This window comes from Streptomyces sp. Isolate_45, assembly GCF_024721315.2.
Lineage (GTDB): Bacteria > Actinomycetota > Actinomycetes > Streptomycetales > Streptomycetaceae > Streptomyces.
In genome coordinates, this window is record NZ_JANFAK020000062.1 from 11998 (window position 1) to 32593 (window position 20596).

20 protein-coding genes and 2 tRNA genes are annotated in these 20596 nt (G+C 67.4%); 16 read left to right on the forward strand and 6 right to left on the reverse strand.

Annotated elements, in window-relative coordinates; translation table 11 throughout:
• Nucleotides 1-16: 16 nt before the first annotated feature.
• On the forward strand, nt 17-352 hold the full coding sequence (locus NOD94_RS20720) for a hypothetical protein (protein WP_281207498.1): 336 nt from the start codon (nt 17-19) through the stop codon (nt 350-352).
• 248 nt (nt 353-600) lie between these two features.
• Nucleotides 601-804 (forward strand): hypothetical protein, encoded by a 204-nt coding sequence (locus NOD94_RS20725; protein WP_281207499.1) that lies wholly within the window; start codon nt 601-603, stop codon nt 802-804.
• A 79-nt stretch (nt 805-883) separates the two neighbouring features.
• Here the strand turns inward: NOD94_RS20725 and NOD94_RS20730 are convergent.
• A tRNA-Ser gene (locus NOD94_RS20730) sits at nt 884-990 on the reverse strand.
• Nucleotides 991-1504: 514 nt separating this feature from the next.
• Between NOD94_RS20730 and NOD94_RS20735 the strand changes: the two genes are divergently transcribed.
• Nucleotides 1505-2638 (forward strand): hypothetical protein, encoded by a 1134-nt coding sequence (locus NOD94_RS20735; RefSeq protein WP_281207500.1) that lies wholly within the window; start codon nt 1505-1507, stop codon nt 2636-2638.
• A gap of 116 nt (nt 2639-2754) precedes the next feature.
• Here NOD94_RS20735 and NOD94_RS20740 read toward each other — a convergent pair whose 3' ends face one another.
• Both NOD94_RS20740 and NOD94_RS20745 read right to left on the reverse strand, forming a co-directional pair.
• Complete coding sequence (locus NOD94_RS20740) at nt 2755-3120, reverse strand: hypothetical protein (protein ID WP_281207501.1); 366 nt, start codon at nt 3118-3120, stop codon at nt 2755-2757.
• A gap of 14 nt (nt 3121-3134) precedes the next feature.
• Entirely contained in the window at nt 3135-4388 is a 1254-nt protein-coding gene (locus tag NOD94_RS20745) for a helix-turn-helix domain-containing protein (protein ID WP_281207502.1), read from the reverse strand.
• 626 nt (nt 4389-5014) lie between these two features.
• Between NOD94_RS20745 and NOD94_RS20750 the strand changes: the two genes are divergently transcribed.
• From NOD94_RS20750 to NOD94_RS20765, 4 genes are read left to right on the forward strand one after another with little or no spacing between them, the layout of a single operon-like run.
• Complete coding sequence (locus NOD94_RS20750) at nt 5015-5152, forward strand: hypothetical protein (protein WP_281207503.1); 138 nt, start codon at nt 5015-5017, stop codon at nt 5150-5152.
• Between the two features lie 14 nt (nt 5153-5166).
• Nucleotides 5167-6354 carry a cupin domain-containing protein gene (locus NOD94_RS20755; protein ID WP_281207504.1) on the forward strand — a complete coding sequence of 396 codons (1188 nt, stop codon included), beginning with the start codon at nt 5167-5169 and terminating at the stop codon, nt 6352-6354.
• Nucleotides 6351-7259, forward strand: a complete 909-nt coding sequence (locus tag NOD94_RS20760) for an aldo/keto reductase (RefSeq protein ID WP_348652344.1) — start codon at nt 6351-6353, stop codon at nt 7257-7259. The genes NOD94_RS20755 and NOD94_RS20760 overlap by 4 nt, the downstream gene beginning before the upstream one ends.
• On the forward strand, nt 7240-8094 hold the full coding sequence (locus NOD94_RS20765; RefSeq protein WP_281207505.1) for a hypothetical protein: 855 nt from the start codon (nt 7240-7242) through the stop codon (nt 8092-8094). Before NOD94_RS20760 ends, NOD94_RS20765 begins: the two co-directional genes overlap by 20 nt.
• Nucleotides 8095-9770: 1676 nt before the next feature.
• Here NOD94_RS20765 and NOD94_RS20770 read toward each other — a convergent pair.
• Entirely contained in the window at nt 9771-10364 is a 594-nt protein-coding gene (locus NOD94_RS20770; RefSeq protein WP_281207506.1) for a GntR family transcriptional regulator, read from the reverse strand.
• A gap of 164 nt (nt 10365-10528) precedes the next feature.
• On the opposite strand from NOD94_RS20770, the gene NOD94_RS20775 reads away from it, so the two are divergent.
• The 9 genes from NOD94_RS20775 (at nt 10529) to NOD94_RS20815 (ending at nt 18954) form a co-directional block, all read left to right on the forward strand.
• Nucleotides 10529-10945, forward strand: a complete 417-nt coding sequence (locus NOD94_RS20775) for a hypothetical protein (protein WP_281207507.1) — start codon at nt 10529-10531, stop codon at nt 10943-10945.
• Entirely contained in the window at nt 10945-11190 is a 246-nt protein-coding gene (locus tag NOD94_RS20780; protein ID WP_281207508.1) for a hypothetical protein, read from the forward strand. The genes NOD94_RS20775 and NOD94_RS20780 overlap by 1 nt, the downstream gene beginning before the upstream one ends.
• A complete protein-coding gene (locus NOD94_RS20785) occupies nt 11187-12593 on the forward strand; it encodes an FtsK/SpoIIIE domain-containing protein (protein WP_281207509.1) in 1407 nt (468 codons plus the stop codon). Before NOD94_RS20780 ends, NOD94_RS20785 begins: the two co-directional genes overlap by 4 nt.
• 52 nt (nt 12594-12645) lie before the next feature.
• Entirely contained in the window at nt 12646-13392 is a 747-nt protein-coding gene (locus tag NOD94_RS20790; protein WP_281207510.1) for a DUF2637 domain-containing protein, read from the forward strand.
• 140 nt (nt 13393-13532) lie between these two features.
• Nucleotides 13533-15002 carry a replication initiator gene (locus tag NOD94_RS20795; protein WP_281207511.1) on the forward strand — a complete coding sequence of 490 codons (1470 nt, stop codon included), beginning with the start codon at nt 13533-13535 and terminating at the stop codon, nt 15000-15002.
• Nucleotides 14993-15196, forward strand: coding sequence for a helix-turn-helix domain-containing protein (locus NOD94_RS20800; RefSeq protein WP_030956933.1), 204 nt, complete (start codon nt 14993-14995; stop codon nt 15194-15196). Before NOD94_RS20795 ends, NOD94_RS20800 begins: the two co-directional genes overlap by 10 nt.
• Nucleotides 15190-16575 (forward strand): site-specific integrase, encoded by a 1386-nt coding sequence (locus NOD94_RS20805; RefSeq protein WP_281207512.1) that lies wholly within the window; start codon nt 15190-15192, stop codon nt 16573-16575. Before NOD94_RS20800 ends, NOD94_RS20805 begins: the two co-directional genes overlap by 7 nt.
• A 120-nt stretch (nt 16576-16695) precedes the next feature.
• The gene (locus tag NOD94_RS20810) at nt 16696-17544 is read left to right on the forward strand and encodes a TIGR04255 family protein (protein WP_281207513.1); all 849 of its coding nucleotides are present in this window, start codon (nt 16696-16698) and stop codon (nt 17542-17544) included.
• Between the two features lie 744 nt (nt 17545-18288).
• Nucleotides 18289-18954: a hypothetical protein gene (locus tag NOD94_RS20815; RefSeq protein ID WP_281207514.1), complete on the forward strand. Its 666-nt coding sequence runs from the start codon at nt 18289-18291 to the stop codon at nt 18952-18954.
• A gap of 341 nt (nt 18955-19295) precedes the next feature.
• Here the strand turns inward: NOD94_RS20815 and NOD94_RS20820 are convergent.
• Together NOD94_RS20820 and NOD94_RS20825 are read right to left on the reverse strand one after the other, a co-directional pair.
• Nucleotides 19296-19383, reverse strand: a tRNA-Ser gene (locus NOD94_RS20820).
• A gap of 73 nt (nt 19384-19456) precedes the next feature.
• Nucleotides 19457-20449, reverse strand: a complete 993-nt coding sequence (locus NOD94_RS20825) for a peptidase (RefSeq protein WP_281207515.1) — start codon at nt 20447-20449, stop codon at nt 19457-19459.
• Between the last annotated feature and the right edge of the window lie 147 nt (nt 20450-20596).

The window sequence follows — 20596 nt, forward strand, 5'->3', positions numbered from 1 at the left end:
GACGAGGACGTCGACCGTGTCCCTCACCCGCCTCAGCCTCAGGTCCGGGCGAACGGCCGTGATCGCCGACATCCGCCTCACCCCTACCTACGGCGACATGCTGGAGGGCTACCCGTTCTCCCGCCTGAACGACATGAAGCTCAGCGCGCTGCTCCACCGGGCCACGCGCGCGTTCCCCGACCACCCGGTCCACGTCGTTCCGCCCCGGCGGGAACTCCCGGACCTCCCCGCCGGGGCCTTCGGCCCGGTGGAGACGCTGCCCCCGGTGGCCGTCATCGCCCTGCTCACCTCGGAGCCCGTCGACCCGTCACGTGACGACGTCTCCTTCTATTCGGCGCTCGCCGTGGTCTGACTCCAGGACGAACCCGTGATCCCCTCCGGATCGACGATCGACCCCGCCCTCCTCGTCCTCCCCTGGGCCGACCTCGCCCAGGACTACGAGCGCCAGCCCCATCCGCACGCCGAAGCCCGCCCGGCAACCCGAAAAACTCCTCGCACGCGTTACCCCGACCGGGAGCACTCCAGTGACCGGGGCGGCGTCCGGACGGTCACGCGCACCCTGATCGGCCTCCCCGGTGTGCCTCGGGCTACCTTCGGCGGATGAGCACCACGAACCCACTGAGCTGTGCGTTCTGCATGGAACCCACCGATGTGGATGTCTCCGGCGACGGGATAACCCTGGACGTGGCGCGCGCCGGATCTCGGAGCGCACAGCGAATGTGGGCCCACATCAACTGCCTGGACTCGGCTCTTCACCCGGAGATGCCCCGCGGCGAGGTGCTGGAGCAGTGGCCGTACGGGTAACCGCGCGCCCTCCCGGCCGCCCACGGTCCGATGCGGACGGCCCCCGACCGAGGTTGGCTGGTCAGGGGCCGTTCACGTGCGGTGGGTGTGGGATTTGAACCCACGGTGACATCGCTGCCACGACGGTTTTCAAGAGAGTGCTGCGAGCAGCGTCTTCGTCGTGCGTGACCTGCACGTTCCCCCACCTCCGGGTCACTCACCGCCGCTGGCGGTCCACACCTGGTCCACTAGCCCATCAGATACCTCTAGGCAGGTGCTCAGACGGGGCGAGCGTCTGGGTGATCCAGCGCGCAGGCACCTTGGCAGGAGTGAAGCTCCGGTGCTGGTGGCGGGTCTCCTCGCCACGCGCGTTGCGCAGCACGCCAAGAGTCGAAGACTCCAGGTAGTTGATCAAGCAGGCCCTTGGCAGCGAACAATGCAACGCTCGCCACGCCCGAGCCGGCCAGAACCCAGAGCGTGATGGTCACATCCACTGGTTCCATGCTCCTCTCACCGTCTGACAACGCGTCCGTTGATGGGGACACGCTCCAAGGGAAGCTGTGCGTCGCAGCTGTCCACCAGTGCCTCGGACGTTCCTGCTGAACTCCGGACAGTCGGCTCACCGCGCCCTAGTCTGAACAGAACTGAGCTGGACAGTTGTGGCCGATGCTGGACGACTCTGGACAGGCGGCGGCAACGAACCATGAGACGGGGCGGGGCGATGGCTGATGACTCCCTGGCGAAACAGCTGGGTCGCTTGCGTGTCCGGGCTGGCAACCCCTCGCTGCGAGACCTGGAGAAGCTCACCGATCGCCAAGGCAGAAGGATGAGCCGGGCCTCTATCCAGGATAAGTTCTCCGGAACTAGTGGTCTGAAAATGGTCCAGGTGCTGGCTCTGGTTCGAGCATGCGCCGACTACGCGCATTCGATCGGTGCTCCACTTCCGCCTGAAGATACCGACGAGCAAGTTTGGCAAGAAAAGGCAGCACACCCCACTGCGCCCAAAAATCGGCATGCCGTTGAACCGCCACACGAGACGGGCCCCCAGGAATCCCAGGATCAGAAGACCGGCGACCCGTCTGATCTAGAGGCACTAATCCCGCCTCTCATCAACGCCGGCATGGACGATATCGCAAATCTCGCAAGACAGGGGGCAGGCCAACCTCTAGAAACATGGCTGCCAGCTGTCGTTGTTGCACTCGGCCACGCGCATATGGATTACCAAGGTTTCCTCAACTTGGCCGCCCATGCACCACCCGGCCAGATAGTGAAAATCCTCGAATCGATCGCCGAGGACGGTCCCGAAAATATCGGCAACCGATACTTCCAGACCTGCCTGCTGACTCAGCACCCCTCCGAGATACCCAAGCTTCTGGTCGCACTTCGCCGGGCTGAAGGGGATCTGAGCTTCTGGTACGCGCATAATTTCGTTGACGCCATTCTCGGCAAAGGCGACTGGCTAGGGGGCACCAGGCCAGATCTGGCCGACGTCCTGCGAGCGCTGCGCGCGGCCACACTGAAGGACGATGCCGATAAACTCGCAGAGGATATCGGGCTGCACGCATGGCCCAGAATAACATTGGCGACTGCCGGAGCTATCCCTGAAGCCTTTCTCGGGGATCGAGAGCTCATCCTGCATGCAGGATCACAGGGTGGACCGCATCGACTCTTGAGGTTGATCGACTGCCTGAAAACAGAGCAGATTCCCGGGATCGAATCGCACACGACGCTGGAATATCTACTGGCAGCGGTACCCAAGGGCAAGCATGCGGATTTCTCTCGCATGCTCAACGACGCCGGAATGCAATCCGAGGCTCAACGATTGCTGGAACTGGAAACAGAAATTCCATTCTGACACTCTGGCAACTGTGGCATACACAGAAAGCACACCCCCGGTCCACATCAGACTCGGGGGCGTGCGCGCGTAGGTCAATTAGCGGGTGCTCTTCCCCCACCCACATCTAGCGATGATCAGCTGCACGCCTTCTCGATGGCCTCGAAGATGTCGGCGTCGGTCTCCCGCTGCCAGGACGGCAGGTCAGGCCAGTCCGCCACGTAGCCCGGCTTCGGCTCCTCGAAGTGCTTGAACATCTGTGCCGTCCAGCACGTCGCGACGAACCGGCCCTTCTGCTCGCGGGACAACCTCGACGTGTGGCCACCGCTGATCTCGATGAACTGCCGGACCTGGTCGTAGACCGAGCCTGCGGCCTCGCGCTCCCACTGCGGGGTGTCTTCCCACGGGGTGACGTAGCCGGCCTTCGGCTCCCCGGGGAAGTGCTGGTGCACTCCCGCAATCCAGGTCTCCCGGAACAGTCGTGCACCTTCGGTCTGCGACATGCCTACCCCTCTCGTCACGGCGTGCTCAGCGTGGCGATCTCCGCCCCCAGCTCCGCTACGCGGTGGTCGCGGCTCAAGGGACCGAACTCGTCGCACAGGGCTTGGAGTCTACGGGCGACGTACCCGGATGCTGAGGCTCGGGCCAGGCTGACGGCCTCCCGCCCGTACGCAAGAACCTGGTCGGGATCACGCCGCTTCGCTCCGATGGCGGCCAGGCTGGTCAGCACTGCGCCCCGGCGCCTATACGACTGCCCCGAGGCAAGGGCCGTCTGGGCCAATGCGGCCTTCAACGTCGCCTCCGCCAGGTCCAAGCGGCCGAGCTGCACGTACCGGGCTCCGCGTTCCTCGGCCAAGCGGGTGCCGTCGAAGCGGAGCCATCCGCCGTTCGTGCTCTCCGCGGTGAGGTCCCTGACCTTCTCGGCCTGGTCCAGCGCGCGTTCGCACGCTGTGAGGTCCCCAAGGCCGGCGTACGCCTCCGCTTGGACCGACGCGACCCAGTGCCGCGTCGAAAGGTCGTTGTTCCCTCGACCGGCCAGCCGTTCGGCCGCACCCAGCATCTGCGCCGCCTGGCGGTAGCGCTGCTCGGACATGTCCACGTAGGCGTGGCGTACGAGGGCGCAGGCCCACAGGTCGTACGCGCCCGCGTCCTTGCTGACCGAGGCCGCGAGCGAGTACGAGGCTGCGGCGTCGGTATATCGGTTCCCGTCGAAGGCGACTTCGCCGGCCATCTGGAAGAGGTCGGCCGCTGCGCTCAGGAGGGGGCGGGAGCTGCCTCGGCTGGCGGCCAGTGCTTCGTTCAGAGTCGTCAGCTGGTCACGGATGACGGGGTAGACCGAGCCTTTCGAACGCGCCAGTTGGTAGACCTGCCACAGGTGGCTGTTCATCCGCTCGAAGTCGGCGGGCATCCCCCTCAGCACCCCATCGGTGAGGGCCTCGGCCTCGTCGACCGGTAGGGCCGTCAGGGCCCCGCTGACCGTGAGGATGCGGAGGAATTCGCGGCGGATCATTTCGTCGGGGTCTCCCGCGCTCGGGGGGTCACTGGACTGCTGCCCTGTGGCCTCCTGCCCTGCGGCTCGTAGCTCTGTCAGGAGGGCGTCAAGCTCTTGGAGGCTGACTTCGAGGGCGATGGCCAAGCCTCGCCGCTGGGGTGGCTGCGGTTCGATCCTGCCGCTCTCCCAGCGCCCGACCGTCGTGCGGTCCACGCCGAGTAACCCGGCCAATTTCTCCTGACTGTAGCCCAGGGTCTTGCGCCGTTCGGCTAGCCCCATGACGACCCCTTCCCGCGACTTCGAAGCCTGCGGCACCCGTGCACGGATCTGCTCCAAGAATGCGGCATGTATGCCGTGGAGTCCGCCGACTTCCGGCGCTTTCCTGGGAGTTGTCGCGAGCAGACCGGGCATGGCGCAGCGGAAGGGTGCGGGTATGGCAACGCAGAACGGCGCTGAGGGACACGTCCACGAACGGCTCTCTCGGCCTCTCGACCTCGCTGCGGAGCCTCGCCTCCTCATGACGCTTCGCGTCTCACGAGACGCCGGCCGTACGTGGTCTCAGACGACCCGTGTCCAGTCGGGTGATCCGTACGTCATCCTCTCGGACCCGGGCCGCTACCCGCCGTGTGAGTGCCCCCGCTGCCTCGGCTCCTCGCCCGTGTCGGCCCGCGCCCAGCGTCCCGCGGAGACCGAGCCGGGGGCGGCGTAGTGCACGGCTTAGGCATGTGGGTACTTCGCCGGGTCGGCCGGTTCGCCGGCCCTTTGTATCTGGCGATGGTCTTCGGCTCGGTGGCTCTGTACGTCCTCGGCGTCATCGTCACGTCGTAGCCGATCGGCTCACCTGCTCGGCCCCAGTCTTCCCACCCAATTTCCGGTGGGAGTTCCCCAAGTAGAAGGGAAGTTCGATGGTGGAAGAGAACACCAGTTCCGTAGCCCCCGAGGGGGGTGGCCTGCTCGTCGCGAAGCGGAAGATCGTCGCCGCGCGGACCCGCGCCGAGCAGGAGTCTGACGTCAGCAGTGGCCGTTCCGACGGCAACGACTGACGGGGCCGCCCACGATGCTTGATGCAGCCTCGTGGGCGGGGCGTCTGGGCGGGGACACGTTCCTCGCCCAGACGTACCACCGCTCCTACGCGCACTTCCCTGGCGCCACCGACGTGGCGAGCCTGTTCACCTGGGACGACCTGAACCGGATCATCGCCACGCAGCGTCTGGAGCCGCCTCGGCTCCGTCTGTCGGCCGACGGCGAGACGGTCCCGTTGCACCGCTACGCGATCCCGACGACCAACCGCCGTGCCGTGACCTGGTCCCGCATCCAGCCGGCGGAGCTGCACACCCAGCTCAAGGAAGGCGCCTCGCTGGTCCTCGATGCGGTCGAGAAGATCCACCCCGCCGTGGGGGCGGCGGCCGAGGGGCTGGAACGCTTCCTCGGAACCTCCGTGCAGGCCAACGCATACGCCTCCTGGACCGAGCGGGAGGGCTTTGGCCTTCACTGGGACGACCACGACGTCGTGGTGGTGCAGCTGCACGGCTCCAAGCGGTGGCGGTTGTATGGAGCCACCCGCCAGGCCCCTACGTTCCGGGACGTCGAATCGCCGGAGCAGCCGGAGGGCGACCCGGTGGCGGACATTGTGCTCGCGGCCGGTGATGTGCTCTACCTGCCGCGTGGTTGGTGGCACGCGGTCACCGCCGACCAGGGCTCGGAATCCCTCCACCTGACCTTCGGGATGGTCCCGCACACCGGCGCCGACCTCATGCTCTGGGTCGTGGACCAGCTCCGGGCCACCCTGCCCCTGCGCACGGACATCCCCCGCTTCGCCACGCTGCCGGAACAGTCGGACTTCCTCGCCGCCGTACGCCGCGAAGTGCTCGACTTCCTGGCCGATCCCCGGCTGATCGAGCACTGGGCGGAGTCCGGCGACACGACCGACCTCGGGCATGCCGTCCCGTCGCTGCCCTACGTTGACGGGCTCCCCGCCATGCGGGAGATCACCGTACGGCTCACCGCCCCGCGGGCACGTGTGACGGTGAACGACGGGCACAGCACAGTCACGTTCTCGGCGGCCGGGACAGCCTGGGACTTCGCGGAGTCCGCCGGGCCGGTCCTTCACACGCTGTTGCTCGGCCAGCCGGCGACGCTGGGGAACCTTGCCTCAGCTGCGGGCCTGGAGGTCAAGGACGTGGCCGACCTGGTCTGGGTCCTCATCGAGGGCCAGGCCCTCGCTGTCGTGGGGACGGGGCTGTGACCGCGTCCCTGGCCCTGGGCACCTACAGGGTCCGAGACGTGGTGGAAGCAGCGCGCATGGCGGTGCAAGCCGGGACCCCGTGGATCGACACTGCCCCGAACTACGCCGACGGCCAGGCCCTCCATGACCTCGGCAGGGTCCTGCGGGAAGCCCCCAGCCCTCCGCTCGTCGCCACCAAGACGGGCTTCTTCACCCGCAGTCAGGGTCGAGCCGCCCTCAGCCGGGGCCTGCTCACCGAACACGACGCCTCCGCCGGCCACTGCCTCGACCCCTCGTTCGTCGGCTATCAGGTGGAAGAAGCTCTTGCCCTCCTCGGCCAGGTGGACCTGATGTTCGTACACAACCCGGAACGGGCTGGTCGCGGAGTGGACCGGTCGGCGATGCACTGGCGGCTCCGCGAGGCGTTCACCGTCCTGGAGGAGCAGGTGCACGAGGGGCAGATCCCCGGCTACGGAGTGGCCACCTGGTCGGGCCTGCGGGAGGGGGCGTTCAGTGTGCCTGAGCTGCTGGCGCTGGCCCGGGAGGCCGCAGGGTCCCCCGATCACCACCTGATCGCGGTACAGATGCCCGTCGGCCTGATCGATGACGCCCCGATCACGCAGGCACTGAACGGGGGCGGTCCGCTGGTGCAGGCGAAGGACGACGGGCTGATCACGTTCGGCTCCGCCCCCCTGCACGGCGGCGAACTGCTGGATGCGATGACACCCGAACTGGTGGATCTGATCCGCCCTGGGCTGTCGGCCGGCACCTCTGGAGTCCTGGCCGCCGCATCCTGCCCCGCCCTGGACTTCGTTCTGACCTCCACCACGAATCGTGATCACTGGGACGATGCGGTGAAGGCACTCGCTTCGCCCCTCGACCCCGAACACCTCAGGAGAGTGACCGATGAACTCGCCACCGGATGAGGACATCCGAGCACTCATGGAGGCCGCGCACGAGCGCGCGGCCAAAGCCCAGGGCCTCACATGTACGGGCCCGCCGGTGTGGGGCTTCGCCGGATTCACCCTGGGGCGCGGCGCGGGCGCGTACTGGCTTCGGGTCAGCCGCGGCCACTTGAAGAACGCGGGGCGCACCCCAGGACAAGGCCCCGTGGGCGCGTCCCTCCTCGTGCCCCGCGATGTGCCACGTCCGGCGCTGCACGGCGTCCACGACTGGGTGGACGGCGAGTGGTCGTTTCAGTCCGAGGTCCTGGACCGCGTACCGCACCCGGTCGTCTCACCCACTCGCGCTGACCTGGTCCGGGACCCCGCTCTTCCGGAGTCGTGGTGGGGCCTGCTGAGGCGTTCACTCGACCGCCTGACGCAGGCCGAGGGGACCAAGGAGACTGTCCGGGACACCTGGATCGAGCGAGCCTTCCCCCAGTTCCTCGGCATCCCCGCCCCCACAAAGATCGAACGCGTCACCGGCCACGGCGACCTCCACTGGGGCAACATCACCGGCCAACCCCTGACCTTCCTGGACTGGGAACGCTGGGGCCGCGTCCCCGTCGGCTACGACCCCGGACTCCTCCACGCGCACAGCCTCCTCGTGCCCACTGTCGCCGAGCGCATCCGGGCCGACTTCGCCCAGGTCCTCAACACCCCGGCCGGTCGTATCGGCGAGCTGGCAGCGATCGCTGAACTCCTCCAGGCCGTCGCCCGCGGCTTCTACCCCGAGCTGGCGCCCCACCTCCTCGGCCGAGCCGAGGAACTGGCCGGTGTCCGCCCTCCGGTCTCGGCTCCCGCCGAGGTCAATGCCTGACTCTGGCCTCTCCCCGGGCCCCGGCGCACTCCTCCCGCGCCGGGGCCCACTCGTGTGAACCACCACCCCTTCTTTAGGAGTTGGCGCCTGATCCGGTCAGGTGACCACGCGGTCGGCCGGAGCGGCTTTGGCCGGTGTCCTGTTCGGGTTGGGGTCGGGCATGTTCAGGGGGCCGTACGCTGGCCGGCAACTCGGGCAGGCTTTGGGCCTGACCGCAATTAGCACGAGTGGCCCCCTGGACTTGCCCGACGCGGGCCCCGAGCCGAACAGGTGGGTAAAGCCGTGGAGGCCGGCCGCCCCGGCCACGTCTGGGTGAAGGGCAATCCGCGGTGACCCGCGCGGGCCCTGGCGTACGTCCCGATGCTGTCGGCCGTGCTCGCCGTGGGGCGGCTGGCGGGGTTCTTCGCGGGTCTGACTGCCCGCTTCTCGGGCTTTTGCGGCGCGAGTGGGCGGGGGCCGTCGCGGGCGGTGGCGGAGACATGGAGCCAGCGGCGGCCTGGGGCCGCCGCGCCGCGCGGCCCGCGTCAGCGGGCCGCCTTGATCCAGTAAAGAAACTTTCGACAGCTCACCCCTTCGGCCGTTTCGGCCGGTAGGAGTGGGCTGTTTCGTCATGCTCTGCACCAGTCTGTTCGCGGAATCGCTCTCCCTTATCCACAGGCTGACCGTGTTTGGCTCTCATTGCGCGAAGTTGTCCACAGGTGCGTCCTGTTCGGGTTCCTTCGTGCCGCGGTCGCGCGGGCCTGTCCGCCGTGGCCGTGACTGCCGTTCCGGGGAGGTCTCGGGGCCGGGTGGGGGGAGAGCGTCATGCGTGCTCGGGGGAGGTGTCCGCTTCCGCTGATTGCGTGCGGCTCGCACCGGAGGCTTCGGCGCCCATGCGCACAGAAGGCGAGAAGCATGATCCAGGTCACAGGCTTTCGAGGTCACGGAGTTGCCGATCGCGACACCTCTATACGCGATCCAGAAATCCAGGGGTGGCGGAACGTGGCCGACGATCCCCGGTCAGCCAAACCGGGGATCCTCCGGACCTTGTGACTACAGCCCGGGAAACGCAGACCACGGAAGGAGTTGGCGTGATGCGCATCACAAAGTGTCACACCTTTGCGGTTCCCGACACCTGTAGCAAGTGCCAGGGCCGGGCGGTTTGTAGCACGCGACCCGTGAGTCCCGAATTCCCGGCATCTCCGGAACCTGGAGACAGACAGAACGATCGAGTGGAGGCGGTGTCAGTGGAACCGAGGGGGCGTGTGCCCGGTTCGGAGGTCTCGGCGGCTGTCCGTGTGGCGGGCCGTGGGGCCTGGTCTGCGGCTTGTGGTGCGGGAGAGGCCGGGCCGCCTTCCCGTGGGGCGGGAGATCCGGAATTCGGGGGTCGAGCAATCCGCGGGGATGTCGCAGGGTGGGCCAGGTCCGTCGGCCTCTGGGTCGTGAACGCCACTGAAGGGGAGGCCGGACAGTGACGCAACTACCGGCCATCGGCAGGGAAGTTGCAAGCCCTCACAGTGTTGGCCGGACACCGCCGGGGGGTGCTGTCCGGTCGGAAATACCGCACACGCGCAACGAGAACGGGGTGGGCATGAACGAGTGGGAACAGCAGGTGCTGGCCGGGTACCTGGCCGAGCTGGGCGAGCGGGTGGAGCGTCTGGCCCAGTTGGCGGAAGAGGTGGCGTACGCGCTGGACGTTATGACGGGTCCGGCTTCGGTACCGCCTGGAGAACCTGCTGCACAAGCTGCGTGAGCTGGTCAACCTGGTGCGTGAGGGTCTCCACCTGTCGAGCCAGGGCGTTGAACTCCGGGCTGGCGTCCGGCCGGGTGAGCGTTCCCGGCTCGGGGGTGACCGTCGAGCCTGCGAGGCTCTGCGCGCTCGGCTCGGCTTCCCCGGAGCTCTTCGGCTCGCCCTTGAGTAGCTCGCGCAGTGAAGGCGGGCTTCCGGAGCCGACCCACATCTCCTTGCGGCCGAGCTGCATCGTGTACCAGGCCGGAGGGACGTAGTCGCCGACCGGGTCGCCCGGATGCTCGGCGTCGCCGGCCTCTTGGCTCCGGGGTGACAGGACGAAACTGCCCCGACCCTGGATGGTGTGGATCAGGCCCTCCTCCCGCAGGACGCGCAGTGCGCTGCGGGCGGTCATGTTGGCGACCTCGAACCGCTCTTGCAGCTCACGGTGTGAGGGGAGCTGCTGGCCGGGCTGTAGGACACCCCGTTCGATCTCGTCGCGCAGCACGTCCGCCACCCGCTTGTAGGGCGGACGCGTGTCGCTGGAGGGCCGCTTCGTCATGGGCCCAGCGTAGCGGCCCCTAGCCCAGCTATCCCGTGTTCCGCCAACCCACCTAGCTAGACCTAGCTAAGTCACGCATCTATTTCACATTGACCTGGCTAGCCTGGCGAGCTAACGTCTTCACATCGGCCCCACCAGGGGCTCCGAATCACAGGAGTGACCACATGGCTCGTATCCCAGTCCTCGTCAAGGAGACCGACACCTACATGACCGGCACGGGGGGCACCCCGAAGATCAAGAACCCGCAGACGGGCGAGATCGCGATGGACCGCGACACGGGGGAAACCCTCTACACGGTCACGGTCATGCAGATGTCGGACGGCCGCGCTGAGATCCTCAAGATCACCGTGCCGGAGTCCGGTCTCCCGGTGGGTCTGGCGCCGGGCTTCATGGTCCGTCCGGTGGAGCTGATCGCCACCCCGTGGGCCCGCATCTTCAACGGCAGCCTCTCCGACGGCGTCGCCTACCGGGTCGCACGTCTGGAACTGGTCCAGGCCCCCGCCGTGGCCGCGCCCGCCCCTCCGGCCGTGACGATCCCCGAGTCGGCCGATGCGGCTGCTGCGATCAAGAAGGTCGCCTAATGGGCGCCACCGCCGGGCGGGGTTCCCTTACTCCGCCCGGTGGCGGCAAGGGGGCCTCGTCGCTGTACGAGGACGTGATGGCCGTCTTCACCGCCCACGGGATCGAACTGGACCCGATCGCCCGGATGCACGTCTCCGACGCGGTCTTTGAGGCCCGGATGTCGGTCTACGGATACGGCATCTGTGCACAGATCAAACGGTCCATCGAGGACATGAAGAAGAAGGGGCTGGGGAAGCCGCGATGAACCTGGAACAGGCATTCAGTTGGGCACCGGTGGTGTTGGTCGTCTGCGCCGCGCTGCTGGTGGTGTGGGCCGTGGTCAAGACGGTCCGCTATGTGCGGGCGGACAAGGAGACGCGCCGGAGTATCCGGCAGGCTGTGAAGATCCGGATGACGTGGGCGCGACTGGCGAAGATGGCCGGGCTGTCGGTCACCGATCGAACCCCGCCCTGGTCGTCCTTCCTCACCACGAGCAAGGGCGCCCCGGAACCCAAGCCGCGCGAACTGATCCCGGTGATCAAGACCCGGCCGGACCGGTACGGGGTGATCGTCCACATCAAGCTGCTGCCGAAGGTCGGGATCAAGGAACTCCAGGACAAGGCCCGGTTCCTGGCCGATGCCTGGGGCTGCGTCCGGGTCGCCGTCGAGGCGGGCAAGCCTGGCCACGCGGTCCTGCGGGCGATCCGCACCGACCCGCTGACCGGTCAGACCGAGTACGTGCCGACTGGGAGGCCGCCCACTGACCTGACGGTGTGGCCGGTCGGCCGCGACGAGTACGGATCCCGGGTCCACATCGAGCTCAAGAACAAGTCGGGGGCGGTGGTCGCGGGCGGTGTCGGTGGCGGCAAGTCCAACCAGCTCACCTCGCTGATCACCTACTTCGGCCCCTCCCCGGCCGTGCAGTTCGCGCTGCTCGACGGCAAGGTGTCGGACGCCGCCCACGGTGACTACGCGGACGTGCTGCCCCGTGTGTTCGCGCACGCCGGAAACGACCTGCGTGAGGCCAACAAGCTGCTGCGGCGCCTGGTCAAGCTGCTCCACGACCGCGCCACGATGGCTAGGTCGGTTCTGGGCACGGCGAACATGTGGAATGTCGGCCCCAGCGCACAGTGGCCGCTGGTGATCGCCGTCATCGACGAGTCCCACACCTTCTTCCACGACCACAAGGGCAGCGACAAGGAGACCCGCGAACTCGCTGCCCTCGCGGCGGAGAACGTCCGCCTGGTGGGTCTGCTCGTCAAGGGCGGCCGGTCGGTCGGGATCTTCACGGTGCCGGCCACCCAGAAGGCGACCGGCGACGCCATCCCCACCTCGATCCGGGACGTGTGCAGCGCCGCCCTGTCCTTCTACCAGCGCACCACCGAAGCATCCGTCGCAGCCCTCGGCGACGACATCCGCAACTGGCCCGACATGGACCCGATCAACCTCCAGGGCTCCCAGTACGTAGGCGTCGCGTCCATGGCCGCCGAAGGACGCCCCGGCTTCGTCCGCGTCCGCACCCCCTACCTCGACCCCGCCGACGCGGCGGCCGTCGCCCAGGCAACCGCCCACCTCACCCAGGACCCCACGAAACTCCTCGCCAACCTGACCCGGCCCAACCTGCGCAAGGACGACCCCGGACAGGACGACATCCCCGCAGCGGCCTGACTCCCCAACGCCAAGCCCGCGCCCAACTCGCCAGGAAGGGAGGTGAATTACTTTGACGGAAGACCGGACTACGCAGCGCACCATCACCGTTGTAATGATCTTGATCGCCGCCCTGGCGTTCGTGTTCTCCTTCGGGAACGTCTGGGCCCTGGCCCTGCGCCTCGGAGTCCCGGCCTCGATCGCTCCGCTGATCGCACCCATGGTGGACCTGTCGGTGGTCGGGCTTCTGGTTGCGCTGCGCTCCCTGTCTCTGCGTGGAGTCCCCGCCGGTGACCTGCGCTCGGCGACTCGGCTCATGCACCTGTCCGGCCTGCTGACCCTCGCCCTCAACACCGCACACCCGCTCCTGGCCGGACACTACGGGCGGGCCGCCCTCGACAGCGTGGCCCCGCTCCTCCTGCTCGGCTGGGGCTCGGTGGGCCCCGCCCTGCTCCGGCACTTCCACGCCATCACCCCCGCTGCCCCTGCTCCCGTGCCGGTCCCGGTATCCGAACCGGTCACTGCACCGGCTTCTGAGCCGGACACAGAACCGGTCCCGGCCGTGATGGAATCCGTCGCCGAACCCGCGGCACCCCTCGCCGACCCGGCCCCGGTTGCCACCCCCACACGAGCCCCGGTGACGAACACCGCCCCGGCTCGGACGCCTGTGGTCCCGGAGCCGCTGATGGACGCGGCCCGCACCATCGCCGCATCCCACCTGGCCGCACACGGCGAACCCATCACTCCGGTGCAGCTTCGCACTCGCCTCGGCATCGCCCTGCCGCTCGCCACCGCCGCGCACGCGGCCCTGTCGGCCTGATCCTCCCGCCGGCCTTCCGGCACTTCTCCACCCTCGGCCCCTCCCGGGCCTGTCCTGTCATGCCTCCGGGCAGCACCCCACCCCGACCGTGGTGGGGTGCTGCCCGGGGCCCCTCATCAGCGGAAAGGATCCTCCTGCCGATGCCCCGCAACCTCGACCTGCGGCACGTAATCAGCCCCGCTGTCCGGGACCTGATCGAGCTGGCCAACCTCGACAACTTCGACCGCACCCTCGACCAGATCACCCGCCTGCGCGGCTGCACCCGCCCCGTCAACCTCGTCGGCCACACCCACACCCGCAACGCCGCCACAGGAGAAACGATCCGCTCGTACTCCACCAGCGACGAGCCCACCGGACGGCTCCTGACGACCTGCGGCAACCGCCGCGCCTCCCGCTGCCCTGCCTGCTCCCGTACCTACGCCGCCGACACGTTCCACCTCGTCCGCGCCGGGCTCTGTGGCGGCAAGGACGTCCCCGAGTCCGTCCGCACTCACCCGCGCGTCTTCCTCACCCTCACGGCCCCCTCCTTCGGGCCCGTCCACAACCGGCCCACCGCCAAGGACGGCAAGCCCCGTCCCTGCCGTTGCGGCGCCCACCACCCCGAGGACGCTCCCGAACTCGGCACGCCCCTGGCCCCTAAGTCGTACGACTACACCGGCGCCGTGCTGTGGAACGCCCACGCCGGGGCCCTGTGGGCACGCTTCACTCTCAACCTCCGCCGCGCCCTGGCCGCCCACTTCGGGATCACGCAGAAGGACATGAAGCAGGTCCTGCGCGTGTCCTTCGCCAAGGTCGCCGAGTACCAGAAGCGCGGCCTGGTCCACTTCCACGCGGTCGTCCGCATCGACGGGCCCGACGGCCACACCAGCACCCCGCCGGCCTGGGCCGCTGTGGATGACCTCACGCACGCCATCCGCAACGCCGTCCCCCGCACCGCCCTCACCGTCTCCTCGGACACCGTGGGAGACCAGGAGATTCGCTGGGGCGCCATGCTCGACGTGCGGGAGATCACCGCGCTGGGGAACGGCGAACTCACTGACGCGGCCGTGGCCGGGTACGTCGCCAAGTACGCCACCAAGAGCGCCGAGGACTCAGGCACCGTGGACCGCTCGTTGGTCTGCCGGACCTGCTCCGGCCGGGGGACTGTCGGGGGCCGGGTGAAGGATCTCTGCCCCGACTGCGAAGGCACCCGCCAGGCCGAACCCCTTCGGAAGCTGCCCGTACACCGGCACGTCCGACAGATGATCCGTACCGCCTGGGACCTGGGCGGCCTGCCCGAGTTCGCAGACCTCAAGCTCTGCAAGTGGGCCCACATGCTCGGCTTCCGCGGCCACTTCTCCACCAAGTCCCGCGCCTACTCCACCACCCTCAGCGCACTCCGCGACATCCGCCGCGCCTGGCGCCTTGCTCAGGCTGACACCGCCCGCGTCCGCGCTGGCCACCCCGCCCCAGCCCCGGACACCGTGCTCGTCACCGAGTCCTCCTGGGCCTACCTCGCCTCCGGCTACCGCCCCGGCGAAGAACTCCTCGCCAACCAGACACGCCACGAAATCAACCAGACCCGCGCCGACAAGGAACGCGCCAAGACCGAAGGGGAGGTATGGCAGTGACCGCCGCACCGACCACCCGCATGCTGACCATGGTGGAAGCGCTGGCCGAGCTGCGCATGTCGCGGGCCGCCTTCTACCGGCTCCGCGCTCGCGGCAACGCGCCCCGCTGCCTCAAGCTCCCCAACGGACAGATCCGCATCCGCCGTGCCGACCTCGACGCGTGGTTCGAGGGCTGCGAGGTGCCCGCGTGCTGACCTTCGACGTGCAGATCTGGGGCATCCGCAAGCGCCCCGACCGCGCTGCGGCCTATCAGCTGCGCTGGCGAGTCGGCGTGCAGCCGTTTTCGAAGAGCTACAAGATCAAGGCCCAGGCGGACGGCCGGCGCTCCGAGCTGCTGGCCGCGCTGCGCAAGCGCGAGCAGTTCGACACCGAGACCGGCTTGCCGGCCTCCGAAGTGCAGGCGGCCCAGTCCCCCACCTGGTTCGCGCACACCCGGGAGTACGTGGCAATGAAGTGGCCGAACGCTTCGGCCAAGCACCGCGCGAGCATCGCGGACGCGCTCGCCACGGTCACCCCGCGCCTGGTGAAGGACAACCGCGGTGCCCCCGCTCCCCGGGTCCTGCGGACCGCCCTCTACTCCTGGGCCTTCCGCCTCGTCCTCGACCAGGACGGCGAACTCGTGGCCCGGGTGGAAGCCGAGGAAGCACCCGAAGCCATCGTGGCAGCCCTCGACTGGATCGGCCGGAAGTCCGTGGACATCTCGTCCCTGAACACGCCGACGGTCGTGCGGTCCGCCCTGGACGCGCTCGCCCGCAAGATGGACGGGACCGCTGCGGCGGACAACACGGTGAACCGCAAGGTGCCCGTATTCAGCAACTGCCTGCGGTACGCGGTCGAGCTGGACCGCCTGCCCTCCCTGCCCCTGACCAAGGTGGACTGGACGGCACCCGAGACTGAAGACGAGATCGACTTCCGATACGTCCCCGGCCCGGCCCTGGCCCGCAAGTTGATCGACGCCTTGGGCGAACAGAACGACCGTGGTCGGCACCTCAAGGCGTTCTTCGGGTGTCTCTACTACGCGGCCACCCGTCCCGGCGAAGCCGTGGGTCTCCGCGAGTCGGACTTCACTCTGCCCGAGGAAGGCTGGGGCCAAGTCATCCTGTCGTCCAGTTCCCCGCGCGTAGGCTCCGGCTGGACCGACTCGGGGGAGTCCTACGACTCCAGGGGCCTCAAGAAGCGCGCCCGAAAGGCCACCCGCGAGGTACCGATCCCGCCGGTCCTGGTCCGCCTGATCCGCGACCACATCGCGGAGTTCGGCACCTCCGAGGACGGCCGACTCTTCCGCGCCGCTCGCGGCGGCGGCCTCCTGAGCAAGGAGTACGGCGACATCTGGAAGGCTGCTCGCCGGGCCGTCCTCACCAAGCAGGAAGTGAAGACCCCCCTGGCTGAGGTCCCCTATGGACTCCGCGCCGCGTGCGTCTCCCTCTGGCTGGAGTCCGGCGTCTCCCCGGCCGAGGTCGCCCGCCGCGCCGGCCACAGCATCGCCGTGCTGTTCCGCTTCTACGCCAAGGCCATCCGCCGCAACCAGCAGCACGCGAACAGTCAGATCGAAAGGGCACTTGAAGCTGAGTAGATCGCAATCCTCTCTGCGCCAGCACCGACTCTAAGGAATCAGCCATTGGCTACGTACTGCTCGTCCCCGCGGTGGGGAAGAGATACGGTGATGGAACTTTCCTGGAAACTTGGAGCTTGGATGCTGTTGCTGCCTGACCCTCCGCGCTACGCCATGGGGCGAGCACCGCTTGCTCAGGTGATCATTCAGGTGAGCTTCCCGGTACTGGCCCGCCTTCAGACACTTGACGGCATCGCACCCCTGCAAGACGCTCTCTTTGACCTGTTCCCCTACATGAATCGGAACCGGGTTCAACAGGTATCCATGCTGGTAGGGCCTACGGGCCCCGCCGCATCGGACTCAAACGAGATTTGGATCAACGAGTTCACCAACGACGACGGGTGGACGCTGACGGTGACCGAGAGTAGCGCCAGCCTGAGCGTGGGCGGCAGTGACTACCCGGGCCTGCAGGACATAGAGGACATGTTCGAACAGGTTTGCACAGCTCTCACCGAGGCCATGAACGTTCGTAGGTGCGACAGGATCGGGACGCGCTACATGAACGTCGTCCGAACCGATCGCCTCGGCTGGTCAACATGGTTCAAGCCACAGATCATCGGATTCGCGGATCCCGAGCTGACACCACCGGAGCACCTCGTGGCGACGATCACTGAGACTCGGCTACGGCGGCCTCCTACGGGCAACTTCGCCTGGGCCTTGGACAAGCCAGTTGAGGGGATCACTCGATACGGAGTGGTGCCAGCCGGTAGCGTCATCGCTGGGGTGCCGCCCCGCCCGCTCGATGCGCCGTCTCTAGTCCTGGACATCGACATGTTCATCGCAGCGCCGCAAAAATTCGACCCCAAGGCATTGGCCGAACAGTTCCATGAACTGCACACGGAAATCGAGAAGATCTTTTTCTGGGCGGTCACAGATGCCGGCAAGGAAGAGTTCGAAGTAACGGTCCGAGGGGAGGAAGGAAATGAGTAGCACCACCTGGCCCTCGCAAGGGCTTGGGAAGTCAGGCTACAGCAACCCAGACTCATTCGGGATTTCTGCCGAAGTGCTGGGGAACGCCACAAACTCCAACCCGTGGGTCCGACTCGCTCCCCAGCAGAGCACGGGGAGAAACTTCCTGAGCGATTTCACCCGATGGGTGGAGATTCCAGAGAGTGCGGATGAGGTCACCTCACCTCTCCCACAGATGATCCGCGAGATTAGAAGCTGGACAGGCTGGTCCCAGCGCTATCTCGGCGAGGTCCTAGGAACTTCTCACACGACTGTGCGAAAACTGGAGACAGACGGCACTGTCTCCCCGAAGTCACGCCCAGCCGCAACACGTGTCCCCGCGCTACACAATCTCATGCGCCGCCTTTATCAAGCAGCCGGCGCGAATCCCAATCGCCTTTCCATTGCACTAGAAATACGCGGGAACGATGGGCAAACGGCCACTGCGCTCCTCATCTCGGAAAACTTCCCCCGGGCCTACAGCCGCACGCTTGAGGCACTACACGGCCCCCGAGAGGACATGCTCACCTCTGGCAGAAACACTCCTCTGCCCGATGCGACCGTGGAGATGATCTGAGCGCCATCGACGTGCAACACGAAGACGAGCCAGAGTGCGCTCCGACCTCCCTTCGTTCCAGGGGTTGGCGACAGGGGTGCCAACTGCACCTCCCCCTGCCCCTGTCCTGGGTCTCCGTCGCAGATGGTCGGCCACAAGAGCGCCGAGAAGTGTACGACGAGTGGGTCGTGGTGGCTCAGGATTGCGAGCTTGCCTGGAAGGCAACCCTCGAAGAGGCATGCCCAGTGCTGGTTGAGCTACGCCCCGTACTGCGCGAAAACCCCCCATCTGATTGGGGAATCCGCAGCCAGTTTTTTCGGCTCGACAGTTCCGGCGCCCATATCGATAACAATCTACCGCGCCTTCTAGTACACCCATTGACTCTGGCTGCAGCGGAACATGTAACGTGTACACCCAATCCGCGCCGCCTCAAGACTTGGCTCGGACTTAGGTACGATCGACCGGCCATTCCTCAGCAATATGTAAAGCTGGCCGACTCGCTCATCAAGAAAGTCAAAGCGAAGCGGACCAGAAAAATTGCAGCAGAGGCCCGAGATATTCTTGCAACTTTCGAGACCACGCCTATGGGTGTCAGCTACGAAATAATTGCAGTGCTACCATCCGGCAGCCCCGAGGAGAGTCGCCTCGAAATCCTAGACTGGATTTCGCAAGTCGCCCTTGAAATCCCTCCGGAGCTGGGAATAGCCACCCGCATCGACGCGCGCCCGGATACTCAAATCTCGCTCGAATTCATCGAGAGATCATTCGCGCTCGATGCCAGTTCTCTCAGTTGGCCCGTCAATAGTCCCGACCCGACGGGCAAATTTCGCCCGTAGGGCACTTGCCTGACCTTCTGGCTCGGGCGCCGGCCTTCACATCCCGCGTCTGCGCGCCCGACTCGTCGCGCCCTATGTCCAATCTGCGCTCAGCCGCGTCCTGGCCACCAACCTGTTTCGTGGTTCTGCTGCGGCGTCAGTGCCTCCTGCGCCCGCTCCTGCCGAGGCCACCTCCGACGAGAGGTTCAGCTGGCGGGATACGACCCGGGTCCTGGTCCACGCCTGGTCCACACACGATGATCCAAAGCAGCACAGGGGCGGGTCAGGGTGAGACAGGCCCGCATGACGAAGGGGTGCCCCTGGTCGGGACACCCCTTCTGATCAGCGCGTCGTCTGACCTGTGGCGGTGGGTGTGGGATTTGAACCCACGGTGACTCGCGCCACGACGGTTTTCAAGACCGTTCCCTTAGGCCGCTCGGGCAACCCACCTGGCCGGTACAGAGTACCGGGATGTGGGGGTGGGTGGGGTGGGTGTTCCGGGCGGGGCCGGGAGCCGGCCGGGTCAGGCCGTCTGGGCCTTGTCGTAGGCGGCCTTGGCCTCGTTGCCGAAGTACGGGCCGTACATGCGGTTCGGGAGGAAGACGTAGCCGAAGCTGTTCACCGACACCTGGGTGCCGAGGCCGGTCACCTCGTTGAAGTCCTGGAACCAGGGGCCTCCGCTGGAGCCGCCGGTCATGTTGCAGCCCAGGCCGTGGTCCTTGGTGAGGAGGAAGTCCTTGTTGCTGTTCCCGCTGCAGTAGACGAGTTTGGAGCCGTCGTACGGCGCGGCAGCGGGGAAGCCGAAGGAGTACATCCTCTTGTTGTAGCCCCCGTTGAAGAGGATGCCCTGGGCCCCGACGACCTGGCTGAGCTTCTGGCCGTTCAGCGGGGCGACGACGGCGAGGCCGACGTCCATGTTCATGTCCTCGCTCGCCGCCCACTGGTCCGTGGCGAAGGTCTTGGTCGCGGGCCACTGGCCGTAGGGCGCGTTGCCGTTGTCGTAGGCGGGCACGAAGACCCAGTTGGTGTGCCAGGCACCCTGGTACTTCACGCAGTGGCCGGCGGTGATGACCGTGCTGCCGTTGGCGCTCGTGACCGAGTCGCCGGAGCAGGACGCGGTCCGACCGCCCATGGTGAAGAAGACCCGGCCCGAGGTCTTCACGACCGCCCCGCCGCCCGTCCAAGCCCCGCCCGCCTGCGGGAACGCCGTGGGGGAGGCCGCGGAAGCCGTGAGGGAGGCCGGGGCGGGGGCGGGGACGGAGGCGGGCGTCGGTGCCACGAGGGTGGGCCGGCCGGCGGTCGAGGGGGCCGTCCGGACGGAACCCGGAGCGGCCGTCACGTCGAGCGGGACGGCCTGCCGCATCCGCTCCGCGGTCCAGAACCCCTGGCTGTGCTGCTGCCGGAACGAGGTGGGCGACGGTTCCGCGGCGGCCGAGGGGGTGGCCGCCGTCAGGGCTCCCGCGAGCAGGGTGCCCGCGGCGAGGAGGACGGACGCCGCCGTGCGATGACGATTCACGCAGGACTCCTTCTGCCGTGCCCGGACCGGTCCGGCCCGGGCAGGGTGGGGGTGAAGAGCTCTGTCTGTGCGGATCTGTCGGTGCGGATCAGTCGGTGCAGATCAGTCGGTGCGGATCAGTCGGTGCGGACTCGGTTCCATCGATCG

Coding starts and splice junctions, on each gene's coding strand:
- NOD94_RS20725 (WP_281207499.1), top strand. CDS start 601: ATGAGCACCACGAACCCACTGAGCTGTGCGTTCTGCATGGAACCCACC.
- NOD94_RS20735 (WP_281207500.1), top strand. CDS start 1,505: ATGGCTGATGACTCCCTGGCGAAACAGCTGGGTCGCTTGCGTGTCCGG.
- NOD94_RS20740 (WP_281207501.1), bottom strand. CDS start 3,120: ATGTCGCAGACCGAAGGTGCACGACTGTTCCGGGAGACCTGGATTGCG.
- NOD94_RS20745 (WP_281207502.1), bottom strand. CDS start 4,388: ATGGGGCTAGCCGAACGGCGCAAGACCCTGGGCTACAGTCAGGAGAAA.
- NOD94_RS20750 (WP_281207503.1), top strand. CDS start 5,015: ATGGTGGAAGAGAACACCAGTTCCGTAGCCCCCGAGGGGGGTGGCCTG.
- NOD94_RS20755 (WP_281207504.1), top strand. CDS start 5,167: ATGCTTGATGCAGCCTCGTGGGCGGGGCGTCTGGGCGGGGACACGTTC.
- NOD94_RS20765 (WP_281207505.1), top strand. CDS start 7,240: ATGAACTCGCCACCGGATGAGGACATCCGAGCACTCATGGAGGCCGCG.
- NOD94_RS20770 (WP_281207506.1), bottom strand. CDS start 10,364: ATGACGAAGCGGCCCTCCAGCGACACGCGTCCGCCCTACAAGCGGGTG.
- NOD94_RS20775 (WP_281207507.1), top strand. CDS start 10,529: ATGGCTCGTATCCCAGTCCTCGTCAAGGAGACCGACACCTACATGACC.
- NOD94_RS20780 (WP_281207508.1), top strand. CDS start 10,945: ATGGGCGCCACCGCCGGGCGGGGTTCCCTTACTCCGCCCGGTGGCGGC.
- NOD94_RS20785 (WP_281207509.1), top strand. CDS start 11,187: ATGAACCTGGAACAGGCATTCAGTTGGGCACCGGTGGTGTTGGTCGTC.
- NOD94_RS20795 (WP_281207511.1), top strand. CDS start 13,533: ATGCCCCGCAACCTCGACCTGCGGCACGTAATCAGCCCCGCTGTCCGG.
- NOD94_RS20800 (WP_030956933.1), top strand. CDS start 14,993: ATGGCAGTGACCGCCGCACCGACCACCCGCATGCTGACCATGGTGGAA.
- NOD94_RS20810 (WP_281207513.1), top strand. CDS start 16,696: ATGCTGTTGCTGCCTGACCCTCCGCGCTACGCCATGGGGCGAGCACCG.